This is a genomic window from Bacteroidota bacterium, assembly GCA_018692315.1.
Lineage (GTDB): Bacteria > Bacteroidota > Bacteroidia > Bacteroidales > JABHKC01 > JABHKC01.
Genome location: JABHKC010000118.1, coordinates 1 through 22,411, shown reverse-complemented (window position 1 = coordinate 22,411; position 22,411 = coordinate 1). Strand labels below are relative to the sequence as shown.

Annotated in this window: 17 protein-coding genes; all 17 read left to right on the top strand. The window is 30.9% G+C overall.

All coding sequences use genetic code 11. The features are described from left to right. The first annotated feature begins 199 nt into the window (after positions 1 to 199). The 17 genes from HN894_09465 (at position 200) to HN894_09385 (ending at position 22,162) form a co-directional block, all read left to right on the top strand. Entirely contained in the window at positions 200 to 592 is a 393-nt protein-coding gene (locus HN894_09465) for a GHKL domain-containing protein (GenBank protein MBT7143555.1), read from the top strand. Positions 593 to 600: 8 nt separating this feature from the next. Beyond that, on the top strand, positions 601 to 1,245 hold the full coding sequence (locus HN894_09460) for a response regulator transcription factor (GenBank protein ID MBT7143554.1): 645 nt from the start codon (positions 601 to 603) through the stop codon (positions 1,243 to 1,245). Positions 1,246 to 1,477: 232 nt separating this feature from the next. Continuing rightward, positions 1,478 to 2,023 carry a hypothetical protein gene (locus HN894_09455; protein MBT7143553.1) on the top strand — a complete coding sequence of 182 codons (546 nt, stop codon included), beginning with the start codon at positions 1,478 to 1,480 and terminating at the stop codon, positions 2,021 to 2,023. A 228-nt stretch (positions 2,024 to 2,251) separates the two neighbouring features. Continuing rightward, on the top strand, positions 2,252 to 2,839 hold the full coding sequence (locus HN894_09450; protein ID MBT7143552.1) for a hypothetical protein: 588 nt from the start codon (positions 2,252 to 2,254) through the stop codon (positions 2,837 to 2,839). Positions 2,840 to 3,124: 285 nt separating this feature from the next. Then, on the top strand, positions 3,125 to 3,670 hold the full coding sequence (locus HN894_09445) for a hypothetical protein (GenBank protein ID MBT7143551.1): 546 nt from the start codon (positions 3,125 to 3,127) through the stop codon (positions 3,668 to 3,670). Between the two features lie 300 nt (positions 3,671 to 3,970). Then, positions 3,971 to 4,762 carry a hypothetical protein gene (locus HN894_09440; protein MBT7143550.1) on the top strand — a complete coding sequence of 264 codons (792 nt, stop codon included), beginning with the start codon at positions 3,971 to 3,973 and terminating at the stop codon, positions 4,760 to 4,762. A 76-nt stretch (positions 4,763 to 4,838) separates the two neighbouring features. Then, positions 4,839 to 7,544, top strand: a complete 2,706-nt coding sequence (locus HN894_09435) for a hypothetical protein (GenBank protein ID MBT7143549.1) — start codon at positions 4,839 to 4,841, stop codon at positions 7,542 to 7,544. Position 7,545: 1 nt separating this feature from the next. Then, on the top strand, positions 7,546 to 8,058 hold the full coding sequence (locus HN894_09430; GenBank protein MBT7143548.1) for a hypothetical protein: 513 nt from the start codon (positions 7,546 to 7,548) through the stop codon (positions 8,056 to 8,058). 94 nt (positions 8,059 to 8,152) lie between these two features. Continuing rightward, the gene (gene gldM, locus HN894_09425) at positions 8,153 to 9,760 is read left to right on the top strand and encodes a gliding motility protein GldM (GenBank protein ID MBT7143547.1); all 1,608 of its coding nucleotides are present in this window, start codon (positions 8,153 to 8,155) and stop codon (positions 9,758 to 9,760) included. 334 nt (positions 9,761 to 10,094) lie between these two features. After that, positions 10,095 to 10,337 (top strand): hypothetical protein, encoded by a 243-nt coding sequence (locus HN894_09420; GenBank protein ID MBT7143546.1) that lies wholly within the window; start codon positions 10,095 to 10,097, stop codon positions 10,335 to 10,337. Positions 10,338 to 11,037: 700 nt separating this feature from the next. Further along, positions 11,038 to 13,125 carry a S9 family peptidase gene (locus HN894_09415; GenBank protein MBT7143545.1) on the top strand — a complete coding sequence of 696 codons (2,088 nt, stop codon included), beginning with the start codon at positions 11,038 to 11,040 and terminating at the stop codon, positions 13,123 to 13,125. Between the two features lie 318 nt (positions 13,126 to 13,443). Next, positions 13,444 to 14,631 carry a hypothetical protein gene (locus tag HN894_09410; protein ID MBT7143544.1) on the top strand — a complete coding sequence of 396 codons (1,188 nt, stop codon included), beginning with the start codon at positions 13,444 to 13,446 and terminating at the stop codon, positions 14,629 to 14,631. A 448-nt stretch (positions 14,632 to 15,079) separates the two neighbouring features. Next, entirely contained in the window at positions 15,080 to 16,417 is a 1,338-nt protein-coding gene (locus HN894_09405; GenBank protein MBT7143543.1) for a serine hydrolase, read from the top strand. Between the two features lie 484 nt (positions 16,418 to 16,901). After that, complete coding sequence (locus HN894_09400) at positions 16,902 to 17,765, top strand: GNAT family N-acetyltransferase (GenBank protein ID MBT7143542.1); 864 nt, start codon at positions 16,902 to 16,904, stop codon at positions 17,763 to 17,765. A gap of 647 nt (positions 17,766 to 18,412) precedes the next feature. Next, positions 18,413 to 18,958 (top strand): hypothetical protein, encoded by a 546-nt coding sequence (locus HN894_09395; GenBank protein ID MBT7143541.1) that lies wholly within the window; start codon positions 18,413 to 18,415, stop codon positions 18,956 to 18,958. 526 nt (positions 18,959 to 19,484) lie between these two features. Continuing rightward, positions 19,485 to 21,713, top strand: a complete 2,229-nt coding sequence (locus HN894_09390; GenBank protein MBT7143540.1) for a hypothetical protein — start codon at positions 19,485 to 19,487, stop codon at positions 21,711 to 21,713. Further along, positions 21,710 to 22,162: a hypothetical protein gene (locus HN894_09385; protein MBT7143539.1), complete on the top strand. Its 453-nt coding sequence runs from the start codon at positions 21,710 to 21,712 to the stop codon at positions 22,160 to 22,162. Before HN894_09390 ends, HN894_09385 begins: the two co-directional genes overlap by 4 nt. The last annotated feature ends 249 nt before the right edge of the window (positions 22,163 to 22,411 follow it).

Here is a 22,411-nt window from a genome sequence, read left to right as displayed (position 1 = left end):
TTTGATAATAAATATGGGCTAATTTATAAAACTAAACCCAAAATCCCTGATAGCCAGCTATCTATAATTTGGGAGGAAAATTGAGGAAACTTCAGTAAATAAAACCATTGCCCAAACATTAGAATTTGTTAATGAGGCTATTTCTAAATCCAGATTATTAACCTACGATCTTAGTCCTCCAATTTTATATGAATTAGGATTGATTCCTGCTATTAAATGGAAGTTAGAACAAATTGAAAAAGAATATGAAATAGAAACTTCATTTAAAAGCAGTGTAGATTTTTCAAACATAAATGATTATATAAAAATATTACTTTATCGAATTATTTGTGAATTACTTACAAATATTATAAAACATGCAGACTCTGACCTCATTGTGATGGAAGTAAAAAATGAACAAAAAAGCTTTCATATTTTGATATTTGACAATGGAAAAGGATTTGATTATCAATCATTAAATTACAATCAAACAGAAACAGGTTTTGGTTTATTTAGTGTTAAGGAACGTTTAGATTCAATTGATGGATCAATTTCTATAAAATCAAAAAATGGAAAAGGCACAAAAATAAGTATAACAATTCCTGAAAAATAGATTAAATTATGGCTGTAAAAGTACTAATAGTTGACGATCATCAGCTTTTCCGACAAGGATTAGCAAATTTATTGTCAGATACTTCAAGCATTGAAATTGTTTGTCATGCTGAAAATGGGCAAGATGCAATTGAAAAAATAAAGAAATGTAATCCCGATGTTGTGTTGATGGATATAGGAATGCCAGTAATGAACGGTGTTGAAGCTACAAAATATTTACAAAAAAATAATCCGGAAATAAAAATTATTGCATTATCAATGCATGCTGAAAAAACCTATATTAAAGGAATGTTGGAGGCAGGAGCGATGGGATACTTATTTAAAAATTGCAGCTACCAGCAATTGATAGACGCAATTACAACAGTTTGTTCAGGAAAAAAATACTTAAGTGGAACTATAACTGAAATTCTTATAGATGATTATATCGGAATAGATGAAGCAATACAAGACAAAAATCAAGTACTTACAGCACGAGAATCAGAAGTTCTAAAACTAATTGCAGAAGGTAAACAAACACGTGAAATTTCTGAAATGTTATTCGTTAGCGTAAAAACAATTGGCACACATAAACAAAACATACTTGAAAAGCTAAAACTAAAAACTACTACCGACATTGTTAAATATGCTCTTAAAAACGGAATAATCTCACTCTAAGAAAAGATTTTATGTGCTAATAATTTCTTGTCGCTGACTTTCGAGCCTGTTTCTGAACAATATATATTTTGGACACCCAATCAAACTACCGTCAAACTCTTTGTAAAGCAAATTTTAATCTAAATATTTGATCATTTAATCAACTTAAATTGATATTTGATAAAATTTTTAACAACAAATATCAATATTAATTTGTATTTTTGCTTGTGAATGTAATTTGAATAGTATTGAGATGAGTAAAGACAAACTGATAGTTTTTATTTTTTTATTTTTAATTTCAAGCAATGACAATATTGCACAGAATAATTATTCAACTAATTCTGTCGGTTTAACAATCCCAGCAATAGCAATTCTCAATATTGCTACAGAAAGTCCAGTTTCATTTTCATCTCCTGCTCAATCTAATGTAGTAATCACACCTGAATCTACCAGCAACAGTTGGATTAACTATTCCTCAATTATCGCATGCGGAACTTCCAATAAAATTACTGTAAACATTAGCTCTGAAAACTTAGCTGAATCAACTAGTATTAAACTCATTGCCAGAGCTGATGCAGGCAGAGGGGCAGGAAATGTTGGAACACCTACAAATGAGATAATCCTTTCTGAAATACCTCAAAATATTATTTCAACAATAGGTTCTTGCTATACAGGTAAAGGCACACAAAAAGGTCATCAACTTATTTATACCTGGATTGTAGATGAAGAATGCAGATACAATGAAATTGAAAGACAAAATACTGTTTCTTTGACATACACAATATTATCGTCAAACTAATAAGTACAAAAAAATACATTTGAGAAATCTTCTCATTGTTTCATTTTCATAATATTTAGCTAAATCTTAAACTTGAATCTTAATTTTGTCAGGGTTTTTGATAATAAAATCAGCAATCTACACCGCAAAATCAGCATTTTGCTTATTTCATTTTTAACCTGACACATATAATTTTACCCGATTATTTTTTTCAATATTTGTAATGAAGATGTAACAATAGAATTAAAGATGATAAGTAAATTGAGAATATTTGTTGGCATTTCACTAACATTGTCATTGATTAGTACAAGGATTTTGGCTCAATTGCCAGATCAGATTACTGCCGGAGATGCTGTTGTTTTACAAATGCCGGAAATCTCATTAATTGACACAGATCATGCTCCTGTTACATTAACATTAACAACTTCAATAGCTGGCGAATCTGTTGCAGCGAGTGTTTCAAATTCCGACATGTGGATAAAAATTACCTCAGTAGTACCTGGCAATACTCATCGCGAAATAAAAGCGAAAATAGTTGGGACAGTGCCTCCGGGAACTACTTTAAGCATACTTCCTACAGATGCGACACTTACTAATAGTGCAGGTAATCTTGGAGATGCTGTTGTTTCTCCAATCACTCTTACATCAACTGATCAAAACATAATTACCAATATTGGAAGTTGCTATACCGGAACAGGTTCAACAGATGGCTATCAACTTACATATACCTGGTCGCTTGATAATCCAACAGCAAATTTTGGTTTGCTCGAGGCGAATTCAGGCACCTCAGTTACTGTTTACCTAACTTTGACTCAGTCGAACAATAATGGATACTAGAATTTTATAATCTACCATTGTTTGCATTATTAACAACAATTCCATAATCTACTGATATTCAAAATATTGCTAATATATTTCTTTGCAATAACTAAAAAATAAAGCTTCCTAATAGAACTTATTCAATTGCTTAGATGTCGAGTCAGTATTTCTGAACTTAAAATCAGAAAATTGTTCTCAAATTTCATCAGATTGCCTATTGTTTTGACTCAATTATCAAAATACTTTTACCGATTGATTTGAAACTTTTTTTTGAATTTAGTATTAATTAAAACTGGAAATGATATGAAAAAATTACTATTAAGTCTACTTTTAGTAGCAATTATCTGTGCAAGTAATTTGCGAGCTCAAACTGCTACAGGTAACAATACTTTAACAATGGGAATTCCTGCAATTGCGCTTTTAGCGACAACTACAGATGTTACATTAGAACTTACTACCACAACTGCCGGTGAGGCCATTTCTGGTGGGCAAGGAACAGCTTATGTTCAGATATCTTCTATAGTTGCATCAGGATTAACACGAAAAATTACAGCCACCGTAACAGGTGTTCCTACAGGAACAGCCCTATCTGTAAGTGCAGTAGCTCCTTCAGGAGGAAACTCAGGAGGCACTTTAGGCACGGGTGAGACTGCTGTTTCTTTAGTTAATTCTGACCCTGCAGTTGATATAGTAACCGGTATTGGAAGTTGTTTTACTGGAGTTTCGGCTACTGATGGATACACATTGACCTATGATTGGGATTCGGGTGCAGTAGGAGATTATGGAACTATTGTTGAAGTAGCAGCAGGAACAGCTACAGTTGTATTAACAATTACCGAAGATCAATAATTTTACAAGATTGAGAGAGTTTTAGTTTTTAAAATGGAGGAAAATCCAACTATTCATATTGTATTATGATTTGTGATTTCCTCCTTTTTTTACGATTATTTTCGTTATTCAATGAAAATCTTAATATGAAAAACCAAAGAAGCATAACATTAAATATCATATCATAATAAATATTGGATATTTAGCAGAAAGATAAAACATGCTCAAATATCTGTTTTAAGATATATTAAATCTTTATAGGTTTTTTGTAACATGACAGATAGAGAGTATTTTTAGATGTTGTATAAAAAACTTAAAAATATGAGAACTATTTACCGTTTTGTAATATTATTTTATCTAACTCTTATTCCAGTTGTTTTACATGCCTCCATTGAGGTTGTCGGAAAACTAAAGCATGTTAAAACTGGTAACTCCGGAGATATTTACAAGGGGCGGATTAAAATTCAAAATAGTGGGGATTATGCTCAAGAAGTTAGAGTTTATCAAACCGATTTATTGTATAATTATGAAGATTATACTCTTTATGACCCACCGGTTACCCATAATCGATCAAATGCCAACTGGATACAATATAGCCCTAAAACAACTATTGTTAATGCGAAAGAGACACAGTTTATTCAATACGAAGTATCCATCCCAAAAAATGACACTATATCCGGAACCTATTGGAGTGTACTAATGGTTGAAGGCGTTAATCCAATCGATCCTAATGAGGAAGGAAAACTGAACATAAATACCATTACCAGGTATGCCATTCAAATTGTTACCGAAATTGGAGACAAAGGATTAGGGGAGTTACAATTCATGGAACCAACAATTATTAATGAAGGTGGCAAAATATTTCTTGCTATTGATATTATAAATTCAGGAGATCATTATATTTCACCTGAGGTTTCATTAGAACTTTATGATGAAAATGGAGTTTCGATGAAAAAAATTGAGGCTGGTAGAAAGGGTATATTTCCCACAACATCAACAAGATTTCGTGTAGATCTTGAAGGTATTGAAGGAAACAAAACTTACCAGGCAATAATTATTGCAGCAGGTAAAGACGATGATGTTTTTGGAATTGAATATACACTTTACTTCTAATTGTTTATTTAATTTACTTAACAAATATCTATCTCCAAAATGATGAATACAACCATCTTCATTTATCAGAACTTGAATGATGAGGAAACTATTAGTTACAATAATGTCTATTTTAATTTCGTGTACTGCTTATGCCGGTATCGACGGAATTGACGTATCTCTACTTAATGAAACAAAATTAGAAATTAAACCAGGAACTACTTCAAATATTGTAATTCAACTAATTAATAATTCAATCTCTGATAAAGAAATATTGCTAAAAATTAGTATGCCTAAAGGCTGGAATCAAATTATGAATTACAAATATGTTTTAACAAAAAAAAATAGCAAAACAAATAAAATTCTTAGTTTTCATATTCCGGGAACTACTCATGAAGGCACATATACTATTACTATTGAAGCTTTTGATAAGTCTGAAAATAACAAAATAGAAACACTAAATATCCCTATTTTTGTTCCTGCAAAATACGAAATCTTTGTGCAAAAAATTGACCCCCCAATAAATGTCTTTGCCGGTGATACTTTCAGGATTAAATACATGATACAAAATTTGTCAAATATTGATGTCAATATTGAAGCAATATTTTATAAAGCTGAAGTTGAAACCAGATTTTTTTCCTTAGCTCCGGATTCGTTTGTTTTCACCAATATATATGTTTCAACAAAAAAGAAAATTGAATATCACATCAGACAAAATGTGATATTAACAACTACGATTATTGAAGAACCTGAAACCCAAACTACCATTTCGCATATATATGATGTGATACCTTCTAATGAAAAAAAATTCGATCCATTTCAGCGTCTTCCAATTAAAGTTTCAGGCATATTAGTAAGCCACAATCAATTCGAAGAAAGAGGCTATATAGGTTTGTTTGATATTTCAGGAAAAGGTAGAATTTCTAATAAAAACAAAAGAACCTTAGGCTTCCGGTTTCGTGGTCCTAACCGAAGAGGAGAGCCGGTTTTGGGAACAAATGACTCCTATATGATGAAATTCACTTCTGTGAAAAACAATCTTATTTTGGGTGATGATAATTATTGTTTGACAGATCTGACAGAATCTTCGAGAGCCGGAAGAGGTGTGAGATTAGAACAAAATATCGGGAAACTTTCAATAGGAACATTTTTAAATTATCCCAGATTCTACCCTCACATAAAAAAAGTAATTTCTATTTATTCTAGTTACAATTATGCTTCAAAGTACAAATTGTCAGCTGGTTATCTGGTGAAAGATTTTGACGAAGGTAAATCTGCACATTTGATAAGCATATCAGGTAGTGCACGCCCATATTCATGGATTTCACTTGATTCGGAATTTGCAAATGGCATTGTTGACGGCAATTATACTAATGCCTATAAAGGAGATTTCAAAACTAATTATTCATTTTTCAGAACTTTCATTAATTTCACAATAGCAAACGAAAAGTTTCCCGGCTATTTCTCAAACACCAGGAACTTAGCCGGCGGTTTAAACATGAATATCAAAAAACGAACAAGTTTATCCTTCAATTATAATTCAAACTACTCAAATATGGCATTAGATACAATGTTTTCAAATGCTCCATATACAGAAAATATTACATCTACTTTAGGATTCAAATTCAATAAAAATCATAGCATTGGTTTTAGCATTGTTAAACGAAGTTCGCAAGATAGATTGGAGACAAAACTATTTGATTTTGAAGAAACTACAACGAGAATAAACTTTTCTAGCAGACTAAATAAATTTGAGTTAAGATTATCGGGTGGATATGGGATGACGAAGAATTTTCTTGAGAAAAACGAAGGCGAATCAATAAATATTACAAGAGCACGATTTTCACTTAAATATCAAATAACTGAGAAAATCGTTTTTGATGCCTTCCTGAATTATCATGCAAATCAGCGATTCTTAGTTCAAGATTTAAAGGATTTTTATTATGGTGGAGCAATAAACACAGAATGGGAGAAAGTAAGTCTTGTAGCAAGATATCAGAGCAATTATCAGATAGAAGAGTACTATAAAGACAGAAGTATTCTTGATTTTAGTTTTAATTACAGAATAAATTCAAAAAATAATATCTCAGCAGTTACATACTACAATTTAATTCGTAACTCTTATAATAACAAAGAGTTAAAAATATTAATCAGATATACCTATACTATAAATGTTCCTGTTTCGAGAAAAGGTAATATTGGGAGCATAAAAGGCCGGATAATTAATAATGGTGTTGAAAATATTGAAGGAATTGTAATTACCTATTGCGGAGACATTGCAATTACTGATAAAAAAGGACGATTTAAGTTTCCGCTTGTTAAAGCCGGAGAAGGGTATTTATTTATTAACGAATCAGAAATTGGATTGAATTCTATAGCCGAAACTCCAGGACCGTATAAAATAAAAGTGGTTTCAGGACAAGAAAACAAATTTGAAATTGCTTATACCAAATCGGCAAGAATTACAGGAAAAATTATTATTGAAGAAGACATAAACAAGAATAACAATGATTATGTGTCGGTTAAAGAAGAACTTGAAAATTTAATTATTGAGGCAAAAAAAGACAATGAAACTTTCCGGGTAATTACTAAACAAAATGGAGAATTTAGTTTTGAAGATCTGCGACCGGGAACATGGATAGTACAAGTTTATAAAACAGGATTGCCAAAAGGATACGAACTTATTGCCGACACTTATAATCTAACTTTATCAACAAAGCAGGAAAAAGTAATTAATGTAATGATAAAGAAAAAATCGAGAAAAGTAAAATTCCAGAATTCATTTAAAAATTTAAAAAAATAGAATGATGAAATCAAAACAAAATAAAATCCTAATATTATTAATATCATTTTTGATTTTGCAAGTAGCCAATATCACTCTTGGACAAAACCTGATTTCGGTGTCTAGCACAAGATTAAAATCTTTAAATTTTATACCCTCTTACCGTGCCGGACTGTCTCCAAATTTTCTTATTGATGATACGAAATGGATTAATTATTCAGTACTGGTGAAACAATCAGATCCTACATGTTCTATATCAGTTCAAATAATTTCAGGAACAATACCCGATGGAGTGAATATTATGGTGAAAGCAATGCCCTATGTTGGCTCAAGCCGCGGCAAGCATGGAATATCTATTGGCAAAATAAAATTGTCGCATGTACCACAAGTTTTGATTGATAATATTGGCACTTGCTATACAGGTATAGGAACAAGAGTTGGTCATCAGCTTATTTATACTGTTGACATTAAAGAATTTGAACAACTGAAATCAGGCACCCCGGCAATAAATTTACTCTATACAATTAGTCAATAATAATAAAATTCAAATCTGTTTTTATAATAAATTTTTATGCAAATAAGAAATTCAATATAATCTACAAGCAATTGTAAACTAATCAATTAAAAATATGTCTCAACATGCAAACTCGCCCAGACAAAAAATGATTGGAGTGATGTATTTAGTTTTAACAGCCCTTTTAGCTTTGAATGTGTCGAAAGAAACTTTGAAAGCATTTATTGTTGTAAACGAAAATGTTGAACAAAACAATGATCTATTTTTACAAAAAATCCAAAGTACATATAAAACATTCGAGCAAGATTACAATATAAACACAAACGAAGTTGCTTCATACTGGCTTAAAGCCCAAAAAGCCCGTTCAATTTCGCAAAAAATGACAGAGTATGTTAATTATCTTAAATATGATTTAATTTCGAAAATTGAAGAAATCTCAATTGACTCGGCAATGTCTATAGATTTAACAGCAATTGAGAAAAAAGATGATTATACTTTTCCAACCAATTATTTTATTGGAAATTCAGAAGACGGCTCGGCAGGAAGAGCAATTGAGTTAAAGGAAAAAATTATAAAGTTCAAACAAGAAATGTTAGAACTATTAGATCCAAAATATCACCATAAAATCCGTTTAGGGCTCGAAACAGATGGAGTTTATTATAATGCTGATAAAGAAATAGAAAATTGGGAAATGCACAATTTTTATTATTCAATTTTGGTGGCTGATATTGTTATTCTTAACAATATCATTACAGAAATATACAATACCGAATTCGATATAGTTAAAACTCTTTATGAAACAATAAGAGCAGAAGACTTTCATTATGATAATGTTAATGCAAGAGTAATTTCTGAGAGCAATTACATTTTCACCGGAGACAGCTACAAAGCCGAAATTGTAGTAGCAGCTTTTGATACAAGTCAGAATCCTGAAGCCTATTTCAAAATGGGGATAGATTCTTTAAAAATATCTCAAATCGAGCAAGCTTCAAAGCTTGAGTGCACACAAGGAAAAATATACGTAGATTTTCCTGCTCTTGCAGAAGGTACCCACAAATATGCCGGAATAGTAAGAGTTAAAAACAAAAACGGAGAAATAAATAATTACCATTTTTCCGATGAATATATTGTAGCAAGTCCATCATTAACCGTTTCGGCTACCAAAATGAATGTATTATATATTGGTGTAGAAAATAGTGTTTCGATTTCTGTTCCGGGCATTCCCACCGAAAATCTATTACCAAAAATATCATTCGGAACTTTAAAACAAAGTTCATGGAATAATGACTGGATTGCAGAAGTTTTGCCCGGATACAGGCAAGTTACAATTAGTGTGTCGGCTTTAATTAATGGAGTGTACAAAGAAATGGGAGTTCAGAGATTTCGTGTAAAAAAACTTCCCAACCCTACAGCTTTAGTTGCAAATAAAAATAAAGGCTTCATCGATAAAGAACTTCTAATTGCAGCCGGAGGAGTTATTGCAAAAATGCCGGACGATTTCGAATATGATTTATCTTTCAAGATAGTTTCGTTTATTATGACCATACAAAGAGGCTTTAATGTTCATCATTTTAAGGCAACAAATGAAAAATTCACTGAAGAAATGATTAAACAAATAATGACTTCCAATAGAGGACAAAATATTTTGTTTGAGGATATTATTGCTCAGGATCCTGTTGGAGATAAAAGACATCTTGCCCCAATTATTTTATCAATTAATTGAATCTTAAGCATATTTCCACAATATTGATTTTTATCGAAGGCTAAATTTATTCGTAGATTTTTCGTAAATTAGCCAAAAAATAAATTTATGCAACCGACTTTCATGAAACAAAACATTCAAATATCTGATTTTAAACTAACTAAATATAAATTACATATTAGCAATATTTCAAATATTGGGCACTTGGGTGCGTATATTAGTTAGTTACCTGCAAGGAGTAGAAGAGAATGAAAGACTAGATAATGTTATTGTTTTTATTTTTGCATTTATGAATAAATAATTTTTTGATTTGATATTTTTTTGATACATTTTATGAATATTTAAAACTTTTATTATGAAACGATTTTATTTTCTGCTGGGGAGTTTTTTTGTAGTTTGTTTTTCAGTAGTTTGTTGTTCTACAAAAAAAGTTGTGTATTATGAAAAAATAATTAAACATCAAGAAACAGAAGGAGGGGCTGAAATATATGACAAGGTGATTGTATATAAACTAAGCTCGAAAAAAGATTCAATTTGCTATTATAAAGATGGTAAGTTTGTAGGCGCAACAACTACAATAATTACTAAAACAAAATAATCATTTAAAAAAATGAATGTACTATAAAAGATTTACATCTATAAGATTGTTCGTCTTTTTATGATTTTATTCATGTGTTCTACTTTGTAAACAGTAAACTTTTTTCTCAATGCTTATTACAGTATTGTTTATTTATTTTTCTTTCTATAAATTAGTAGAATATAAGTAAATTAAACTTTGAAAACTTTCCTAAATAGTGTAAATGCATGAAATACAGTTGTGTGAGCAATGATAAATTAAAACCCAGCATGTAACACCCAAGAATATAAAAACAGCGTAAAACTACTGAGCCGGGCTCAGTAGTTCTTATATTCGTTGTTGAACTAAACCCAAGTTAGCGGTTTCATTAGGTAGGTCTTTCCTTTTATGCAGTTTTAACTATTTGAGTATTTTGGATAAAGGCTGAATTTCCATTGTATTTTTTTTACAATATTTCAGACAATTCTTGTACAGTAAATTCATTTTTTTTTCCATCTTTACATCTTTTAATAAATTAATAAAGATGATCTTACGAGATTATTACTGAATTAGTTGGTTTGGATTTAATTCAATATTGAATTCATTAAAAATTTAAAAAACAAGTTGATGACATTATTAATACAAAAAATAAAAACTTTCGATTTTAATAAAATAGTTCTTGTGATTGAAAAGAATGGTGAATAAGTATTAATATTATCAAAAGTTAATAATAAGCATAAACATGAAAAGAATAATTTTAATTCTGATAATAGGTATTCCAATCACAATTATGAGCCAATCTCTTGACTATCCTTTGATTAATAAGCAAGCTGTTATTGACACCTTTTATAGTGAAATAATTATTGATGAATATAGAAGTTTAGAAAAAATTAATAATGAGAAAACTAAAGCATGGATTGATCAACAAAACTCTTTAACAAATAAGATATTAAGAAAAGCAGCAAAGAAGTGTAATTCGAATATTGCAATAGACCGATATTCTTATACAAAATATGATAATCCAATAAAACAAGGCGACTATTATTTTAAATATGCATATTATAACAATTTTAGCGTTCCTGCTCTCTTTAGTCAGGAATTCTTAAAGGATGATCCTAAGATTCTTGTTGATCCCAATTTCATTTCTTCAAAGGATAATATATTACTTAAAGGATATTCTGTTTCAATGGATTCTGAATTATTAGCTTATCAATTTAGTAGAAATGGTAGTGATTGGGGAGAAATAAAGATTGTTAATCTAAAAACAAGAAATCATGGCAATGATCATTTAAAAAACATAAAATTTTCAAATATAGCATGGAAGAATAACGGTTTCTACTATTCTAGGTTTCCGGAACAAGGAATAGACAAAACTTTAGGACAAGAAATATATTATCATGAAATTGGTTATAATCAAAGCCACGACAAACTTATATTTAAACGTACAAACAATCCTGAAGCTCGATTTTCAGTCTTTACAACATCAGATGAGAGATTTCTGATTTTAAAAGAGGCTGATGAAAAGAAAGGAGTAATAAATATTTTTTACATTGATTATAATGCTGAATTACCAGCACTTAGACCTCTATTAATTAAATTAAGTAGTAATGAAAACTTGAATATTATAGATAACAAAGGAGATGATTTAATTGCGACTTCTTCGAAAGATAATAACAATGGCATGATTGTCAAAATAGAACCGTCTGATCCTAGAAAATGGAAAATTATAATTCCTGAATATGAATCTGCATTATTATTAAAAGTTAAATTGTTAAAGGATAAAATAATTGCCGTATATCAGGCAAATAGAAAACAACGAATTGTATTTTTTGATTATCAAGGAAATATACTTCATACAATGCAATTGCCTTTTGGGTTTGCATCAAGTGGATTTAATGGTGAAAAAACTGACAAAAAGTTATTATTTTCTTATTCAGGTTATACTCAACCTAAAACAGTATATGTGCTTGATACTGAAACTTTTGAAATAAAACCTTATAGTACTACAATTGTGAATTTTGATTATACACAATTCGAAACAAAAGAACTAGAATATGAATCATTCGATGGTACAAAAGTTCCAATGTTTATGATATACAGTAAAGAATTAAACCTTTCAAACAAAAATCCTATATTATTAAAAGCTTATGGTGGTTTCGGAAGTATTGTAACTCCAGCATTTAATCCTGGAATAGTACATTTTTTAAAGAAAGGAGGAATATTTGTTTTTGCTAATATTAGAGGTGGTGGTGATAATGGAAAAGAATGGGCCAAGAAAGGTAGAGGAAAAAATAAACAGAACTCATTTGATGATTTTATTGCAGCAGCAGAATTTCTAATAGATAACAATTATACAAGCCCAGATAAGCTTGCAATTACTGGAGCATCAAATGGCGGACTAGTAGTTGGAGTCGCAATTACCCAAAGGCCAGAATTATTTAAAGTAGCAGTACCTGTTGTTGCACCTTTAGATATGTTAAGGTTTGAAAAATTTACAATAGGCCATTATCATGGGGATGAATATGGGAGTATTCACGATTCTATTGGATTTATCAATTTGCTTTCTTATAGTCCATTACATAATATTAAAAATAATATTGATTATCCGGCTACTTTGATAATGACATCAGAAAATGATGACAGAGTACCACCATTACATTCTTATAAATTTGTAGCAAAACTTCAAAATAGGGCTGCACAGAAAAATCCTATTTTACTTAGAGTAGAAAAAGGAGCAGGACATTATGGTGCTACTGGTAGTTTTAAAAAACATCTTAAAGAAGAAGCTGATATGTATGATTTTATTTTGTATAACCTGATAAAACAGTAACTATGTCGAAAAGACAAAACTATGAGCATAGATCTTACGAATTTTTTGCCGAATTAGCTGGTTTGGATATAGTTCAATAGCAAGTGCAATTGTTAGAAAACTTGGTGTTATAATCTGGACAATGATAATGAAAAAAGTTCCATATAGTCCACCCAAAGAATATCTGTTTCTTGACAAAAAAAGAAAATTGAAATTAGTGTCAAGAATAAAAAAAATATTGCTAAATTTGAACTCAAACCAGAAGATGTTGGATTTAATAAAAAAATGATTATAAATAATATAGGTTGACATTAGTCCAGATTAAAATAAGAAATAACAATGGGTTCATTTTCTGAATTATACATATCTGATTATCCTGTTTTTTCAATAAAGAACAGTTATTACCAGGATGTAGTTAATCTTATCTTCTTGAAGTCAGATTATCATGAATTTGAAAGACCTTTAAATGAGCGAAATAAAATAACTTGGGGAGATGCTTATTCGAACGAAAAAGAAATCGAACTTGTTAAATCATTCTATTCCACTGCCAAAATCTGCTTGGAAAGATTAGAGTTATTTGGTGTTTCCTACAAAAAAGCCAAACTTGACTTTGAACATGCTTTGCAAAAAATTAGAGAAGACGATCTATATGTCTTCACTTCAGATAAAAAGATTTCTTTCGAATTATATTTGAGTAAAATAAAGAGTATCATTGAATCTAAAGAGAAGCGTTATGAAAATAATTATAATGATTTCGATGATTACCTCCATGAAAATGAACTTTTTATTGAATATCAATCAATTGAGTTAGGCTTATGGTCAATTCTTTCTGTGGTTGATTCTGATAGCAAAATTGAATACAATCTTACAAATATTATTGAAGGAGGATGGATAAGTGAGAAGCCAAAACAACTTATTAATACTGAAAAAATTATTGTTTTAACGGAAGGGAAAATCGATACTGAATTTTTGAAAATCTGTATAAATTATTTCTTTCCGCATTTAGATGGTTATTATCACTTTATGGACTTTGAGAATTCAAGATATGAAGCTAATGCTTCAAGACTTGTTCATACTATCAAATCATTTGTAGGGTCAGGGATTAAAAATCTCATCATTGCTCTTTTTGATAATGACTCTGCAGCAAAGAAAGAAATTAAAAACTTAAAAAAAGTAAAATTGCCAGATAATATTAAGGTTTTGCAATATCCAGAAATTGAATGGGCTAAAAACTACCCAACTATCGGACCAACAGGAATTGAAAGTATGGATATTAATGGATTGGCAGGAAGTATAGAAATGTATTTAGGACAAGATTGCTTAATTGAAAATGGAGAATTTATTCCAATCCAATGGACAGGATATATGGATTCAATTGATAAATATCAAGGGGTAATTCTTAAAAAAGAAGAAATACAAAAGTTGTTTAGGAAAAAAGCGAAAGAATTTGATAAATCTAGTTTTAATATAAACAATTGGAAAGAACTGATCTCAATTATTGAACTGATTAATAATGCATGGAAATAAATAACGACACCATAATCGAGTAGGTACTGATGGTCAAATGACCTCCGGTGCACCTCTCTCAATCCCGAAAATCGGGATACAGGTCTTGTACTTAGCGGCTCATTAAGCAAAAGAAAATTTGAGTTGATTCTCTGATGGCATATCTCTCCGGGATTTTTTGAATATTTGAAAAAAGGATGTGGTAGCCCCTTTCAATTGTGGCTATTTAATAGATTTTTGCAATACTTTTCTTGTTTTCTTGCTCGGAATGATTGCTCACCAAAAGCATTTTCTGATTTTGCCTAATATTTCAGACAATGCTTTTACCGTAAATTCATTTTTTTCTCCATCTTTACAGCTTTTAATAAATTAATAAAGACGTTCTAATAAGAATATTACCGAATTAGCTGGTTTGGGTTTAGTTCAATAGAACATACACTAAAGTTGATCATAATTAGAAAAACAAAAAATGAATAGAATATTATCATATATATTTTTAATTCCAATACTCAGTTTTGGACAAAGTTACCAAGGCAAAATAGATTCCATCATAGGTGCAAAGTTTGACAATGGTCCAGCAGTAAGCGTTTTGATTTCAGATAATTTCATCCCTGAATACACTAAAATCAAAGGAAATTCTAACATAGAACTTTCATACTCGGCTAATAAGTATAGCAAATTTAGAATAGGTTCTGTAACTAAGCAATTTACTGCGATAGGGATTTTAAAATTACAAGAAGAAGGTCTATTGAATTTGTCAGATAGCATTCAAAAATATTTACCGGAATTTCCAGTTAAAAATAAAACAATTACTATTGAACACTTATTAACTCATACATCAGGAATAAAGGAAATAACAGAATTAGATGTGTTTTTTAAACAGCTAATGAAGAATGGCTCCCATCCCGATTCTCTTGTCAATTACTTCAAAGACTTTCCTTTGGAATTCGATCCAGGGGAAAAGTTTAGTTATAATAATTCAGGATATCATTTATTGGGATTAATTATTGAGAAAGTAAGTGGATTAAAATATGACAAATACATTAAAACAAACTTATTGGATGTTGCCGAAATGAGTAATACGCAAGCTGATAACAATTTTACATTAATTGAGAATAGGGTGTCAGGTTATGAAAATAGTCCAATTGGAATTGGAATTGTAAATGCGTCCTACATCGATATGTCTATTCCTTTCTCAGGCGGAAATTTACTATCAACTACCGAGGATTTGAATAAATGGTATAAAGCATTATTTAGCTATAAAATTGTTACAAAGACTAACTTAGACAAAGCACATAAACCTTTTCAATTGAACGATGGCACTTATTCTAATTATGGATATGGATGGTTTATTGATACTCTGCAAAATGAAAAAATAATTTCTCACGAAGGAGGAATTAATGGCTTTTTATCAAGTGTTTGGTTCGTTCCTTCTTCTAAAATACTAACAGTGATATTATCAAATTGTAGTTGTAATCCAACTGTAAACCTTGCAAAAAAGATTACTGCTTATGCTATTGGAAAACCTCTTGCTGAAATTAAAAAATTAAAAATAGAAAGTGGAATATTAAGAAAGTATGCAGGAACTTATCTAATGGATGGAGAGAAGTGGACAATTTCAATTAAAGATGGAGACCTGTATTTCAAATTTGAAAATGGAAATGGTCATCCTATTTATGCTAAAAGTAAAAATGAATTTTTTGCGGAGGATTGGGATTCAAAATTTATGTTTTTTGAAAAAGATGATGGAACCATTGAATTCCAATTTATTTATCTTGAAGAAAAAATAGTTGGAACGAAAGAATAACAGAGCAACACCCTCTAAGAATATAAAAACAACAAGAAAATACTGAACCGTGCTTAGTCCTGATGAAAAATCGGGAATTTTGGAGAGAGGCAGAATTTCCGGTTTGTCTTCTAACTTTCAGGTTAATATTGATAGTGATTATTTCCATTTGGCGATTTTCAGTAATGATTGCTCACTAAAAGCCATTTTTCCATTTTGTTCAATATTTCAGACTATTCTTTTACAGACAATTCATTTTTTTCGCTATCTTTACTTCTTTTAATAAATTCATAAAGATGATCTTACGAGATAAATACTGAATTAGCTGGCTTGGATTTAGTTCAACACAAAATAGTGCATTTGGCAAATAGTACTATCCCGAAAGCTTTCGGAAGATGATAGCAATAAATAGACATGGTAGTAAATTGAAAAATTGGAGCGTCGAAACACCAAACGACTTATATTCAGAATGTTGTAGCCATTTTTAGTCAATTAAATAATACTGATGATAAACTTAGAAGATTTAGAATTTAGGAAATTAGACCTAAAGGGATTAAAAATATTAGTAGAATGGGCTGAAAATGAAGGATGGAATCCTGGACCTCTTGATGCAGATGTGTATTGGTCAACAGATACTAATGGTTTTTATGGCATATATTTCAGTGGAGCATTAATTGCTGGAGGAGCAATTGTTTCTTATAATAAAGAATTTGGGTTCATGGGACTTTTTATTGTTAAACCTGAATTTAGAACATATGGAATTGGCAGAAAACTTTGGCATCATCGACTTAATCTATTAATTGATAGGCTAAATAACAATGCTTCAATTGGGATGGATGGTGTTGTTGAGATGCAATCTTTCTATGAAAAAGGAGGATTTAAAATTGAGTTTAAAGATGAACGATATGAAAAAACAGGAATGAAATTTAATCTTGATCCTAATGTTTTTGTAATAAAAGATAGAGACTTCCATGAAATTTCAAAATACGACAAACAATGTTTTGGCTTTTTAAGACCCAAGTTTTTAAAACCATGGATTAATCTTCCTGGAAACATAACTTTTAAATATGTAGAAGGAAATAAATTAAGAGGATTTATCATTGCTAGAAAAGTTTCAAACGGATTTAAGATAGGTCCTTTATTCTCAGATAATAAAAAAGTTGCAGAAGAATTATATAAAGCCTGTTTAAATTCTGCAATTGGAAAACCAGTTTATATTGATATTCCAATGATAAATCAAGAAGCTGTTCAAATTGTAAAAAGATTTAATGCAAAATATATATTTGAATGCGCTAGGATGTATTATGGACAACCTCCTCAAATTAATATTCATAAAGTTTATGGAATTACTTCATTCGAATTAGGCTAAAAAAATGTCCACAACATCTAAGAATACTAAAACAACAAGAAAATACTGAACCGTGCTTAGTCCTGATAAAAAATCAGAATTGAACTAAGGTCAAGCCAGCGAGCTTAATGTGAAGGATTTAGCTCATATATATTTTTAATAATTTGGAGATTTCGGTAAGAGATGGAGTTTCCGGCTTGTTTTCCGGTAAAAAGTCTTTTTTGCATTTTGTCCAATCCTGATTTTTCATCGGGATTCATTTTTTTTCTTCATCTTTACATATTAAATGAATAAAGATGAGCTTACGAGATTATTTCTGAATTAGCTGGTTTGGGTTTTGTTCAACACCCAAGAAAATAAAACACACAAAAACTACTGATTCCCCAATGAAAAATCAGGATTGAACTAAGGTCAAGCCAGTGTATCTATTGTGTAGGACTTTTGCTATATGTAGTTTTCCTAATTTGAGATTTTTTCTCTAATATTTCAGACAATTCTTCTACTATAATACTCCCCAAAATTCGGACAGTTGTTTAATGATTGCCATTTTAATAAAATGTAAAACTGTTCCGTTTATTTCCTGTATATGGATATATACGGAACAATCTATTCCGTATATATCTTATATTTGCAGATAAACGGAATTCGATTATGATAAAAAGTAGTTAGTGAGAATAATAGTGAGCAAACTAAAATTGAATCGCTTCCTGAAAATATTAATAAAAAGATGTGTTGATTTATGTGGTGGCTCTCAGAAAACCTTAAACATAAATGCATTTCTGATAGTTTTAGTAGTCATATTGATGAGTACTCTTTCCTGTAAAAAAGATGATGAGGTAAAAACAATTACAAGAGCTGATTATTTGGGTAATTATATAGGAGTAGAAACTAATTCATGGGGTGGCATGTCTACAGCTAGCTTTAATATAACAGAATCATTGAAAGGTCAGTCCAATGTCATAATAAATGGAGTCACAAGGTATGGGAAAGTGGAGGGATATGTAAATGATAAATTTATATATTTTGATGAACAATCATTTCAGATTGATTATAATTCTCCTGGCGGATATAATGTAAAATATACTGCAGTTTATTATGGGTCTGGAGAATTAGATATTATTAATAAAAAATTAAGACTAGAGTATATAGAAAAACAAGTTTTTGATGATACTACCTATGTTTTTGAGTGGATAACAGTTGGCAATAAACAATAGTAAGAGAAATTGAAAAATAAAGCCAGCCCATAATCGAGTAGGCGGCTGATGGTCAAAAGACCTCCTGTACACCTCTAATAGCTCTGCTAAGCCTGCCGAAGTACCACTAAGCGTACGAGTCTTCCCGATAAGAAATCGGGACAGGCTGAACTTAGCGGTTCATCAAGCAAAAGAAAATTTGAGTTGATGTTCTGATGGCATATCTCTCCGGAATTAAAGGGGAAAAGACAAAAATACTTTGCGAGCTTACAGAATTCTTTTATTTTTGCAATGGTATTTTTAATTTAAATTAATGTATAGCAAAGTCAAACAATATTAGAGTATGAACCAATCTAAACAACAGAAATATACACATGTTTGCAAGAATAAATTTAGAAACTTTAAAAAACCAATTGATTACATTATTTAACAAAAGTTCACCATATTCCCGTGAAAATGGAAATAATAGTTACCCAACTAATAAAAAAATAAGAGGAAGTTTCCTCTTACACAGATGTTAGCAAAAATTAGAACAAGAAAAAATAGAATGAATATTAAACCAATAGTTTTAATTACTTTCTCATTTATACTCAGTTCATGTCATGCGCAAAAAAGCATGGATGACGTTGAAAAACAAATACAAAAGTTAAAATTGAGCTACCACTTTTTCGAGTTGGAAGAAAAGATAAAAATCATAGAAGAACAAAATCAAAACAATATTCAAGCACAAATTCTAATTGCTGATTGGTCACATTTTATAATGGATTTTGAGAAAGCTGATAGCTTATATGCGGCAGTATTGAAAAGAGATTCTACAAATATTGCTGCAATCAATGGTAGAGCATTGATTGCATTGGACAACGATCAGGTGGAAAGATCACTTGAGCTAATGAAAAAGGCGATTAAGATTGATTCAAAACACAGTATTTCATGGGTAAATTATTCAAAAGTATTGCTTGAAATCAGAAACAGTGAAGGAGTCATCACAAGCTTGAACAAAGCAATTGAGTGCGATTCTCTTAATGCGGAAGCCTATGCAAGAAAAGGCTTTTATTATGCAGCTCTTAGGTATGACATTATAGAAGGTGCGAAATATTTTAACAAAGCTATTGAGATAAATCCATATAATAAAAAGGCCCATCACTATTTGGGAAGAGGGTATTCCCCAAGCAATTACAACGATGATAAACCCTTATCAGATAAAACACTTATAAAAGTTGACAGTCTACTCACTATAAACCAATTCGAATCTGCCCATGTGCTTATCTCAAATCGTTGCTCAGAAAACAGCAACAGTTTACAAAGCTTGAAACTAAATGCAGCTTGTGAATTTCATGTGGGTAATTATCGAAAGACAATTAAATGCGCTTTTAAAATTTTAGAATTAAAACCAAACTATGGTTTGGCACACTATTTTATTGCTGAATCCCTGAACCAACTTGAGTATGAACATAATATTCTAATGAAGAAATTTCTGGGTGAATATGAAAAGAAACAAGCCCCAGCCACAAACCCATTTTTGGAGGATGTTTTCATCAACTACCACAAATGCGATAGTGGCCTTCAAAAAATCATAAGAATTAACACTGCTCCATTTAGTGGTTTTTTGGAAGCACTTGCTCATTCAGATGCGACAGTTTATTTTATGGATTTCCACCATTTGATGTTTGAATGTCCTCATTTAGCTGACAAAAGAGGTACAAGGGCTGTTGACTTCAGATTAGCTGATGACATCAAAGGGCAAGGTGGTTATCACATGAATAGTAACAAGCTTCAACAGAATAAAGTGGCTTATGGAATGTTTAACGTAGCTTTTCACGAATTTGGACACCTGATTCAATGGTTGTTCACTTATGAACAGAATACTGAAATAATGCGTTTATATACCAAATCAAGAATAGAAAAGCACACTCTTGATTGGTATGCTGATATGAATATGCAGGAGTACTTTGCACAAGGCGTTGAAGCGTACCTGTCTGAGCAAAAATTGCCCGGTCAATCCAATACAACAAACAACACCAGGCAAGAACTTTATAAGAAGGATCTCGATCTGTACAAATTCATTGAATCGTTGCTGCATCAAGAGTCTTATCAAAAACATATTGTTCAGGGCTTGATTGTTAAGTCGTGGTACACGAATTCTGATGAAGATGCCCTAACAATTCTGGAAAATGCTCTTGCAAAATATCCGTACAACTCTGAGTTACTCATTGAGTTGGGAATATTGTATAGAGAAAAATCTGATTTTAAAAATGCAAAGGAACTTCATTCCCAAGTAACACAGCTTTTCCCAACCAACTTACAAGCTCACCTTGAATTAAGCTATGACTTTTTTCTGGAAGGTGAAAACAAAAGAAAGGCTACTGAAATCCTACTATCATTGAAGCATGATAAAAAATTTGATGCCAAAATGTATCGATTTTTAGGGTACTATTATACTGAGATGGCTGAATATACCAAAGCAATCATGAATTTTGAAATTACTATTAAAATGGAGCCTTTTCCCGATCCTTATGAGATATCTTTGCCAGATGTCTTTTTCTTGTTGGCAAAAGCACAACTAAAAATCGAAGACTTCCAATCTGCTGAAAATAATTTGATGAAAAGCCTCGATATTAACAGAGGACGTGGAGAAACATACGCTGAGTTGGCATTTGTAAATCAACAATTAAACAAGAGGAAGCAAGCAACTAATTATTTACAAACTGCTATGCAATTAGATCCAACAAATAAACGTATTTTAGAAATTGAAAAAATCTTAAAAGGACAAGAGTGAAGAAATTAATCATGATCACAATATTACTTTCAGCCTTTTTTTCTACATCGCTGAATGCTCAAACCAAACAAGATTCATTAGAGGTGCTTGAAACAGTAAGCTTGTATAATCAAGGGTGGTATGAAGGAGACTCTACAAAAATGAGCAAAGCTCTTCACCCTGAACTGGTTAAAAGAATGATTCAAAAATATAAGGACACAGGAAACGACATTATTTCTGACTTATCCTACAATATGATGATGCAATATGTGATTGCTGGATATGGGAAACATACACCAAAGGAGAAACAAAATGACACTGTTACCATTTTAGATATTTATGGTGATATTGCCACATTAAAAGTAGATTCCTATGAGATAGTGGACTATTTGCAATTGGCAAAGTTTGATGAAAAATGGAAAATCATCAATATTTTATGGACTATGAAACCCTATGATAGTGAAAAATAACTTTTGCTAATCGAGTAGGCGGCTGATGGCAAAATAGCCACCAGTGCACCTCTCACAGCTCTGCTGAGCCTGCCGAAGTACCACTAATCGTACGGGTCTTGTACTTAGCGGTTCATTAAGCAAAAGAAGTTTCGAGATAACTTCTTTGTCTCAGTTCCCTTAAACGTAACTTTTAGCTCAGCCACTGCTTCACAGCCTCAAGTATGTTTTAAATTCACATCAACGCCTAATGTTCAGTCCTTCAGTAAT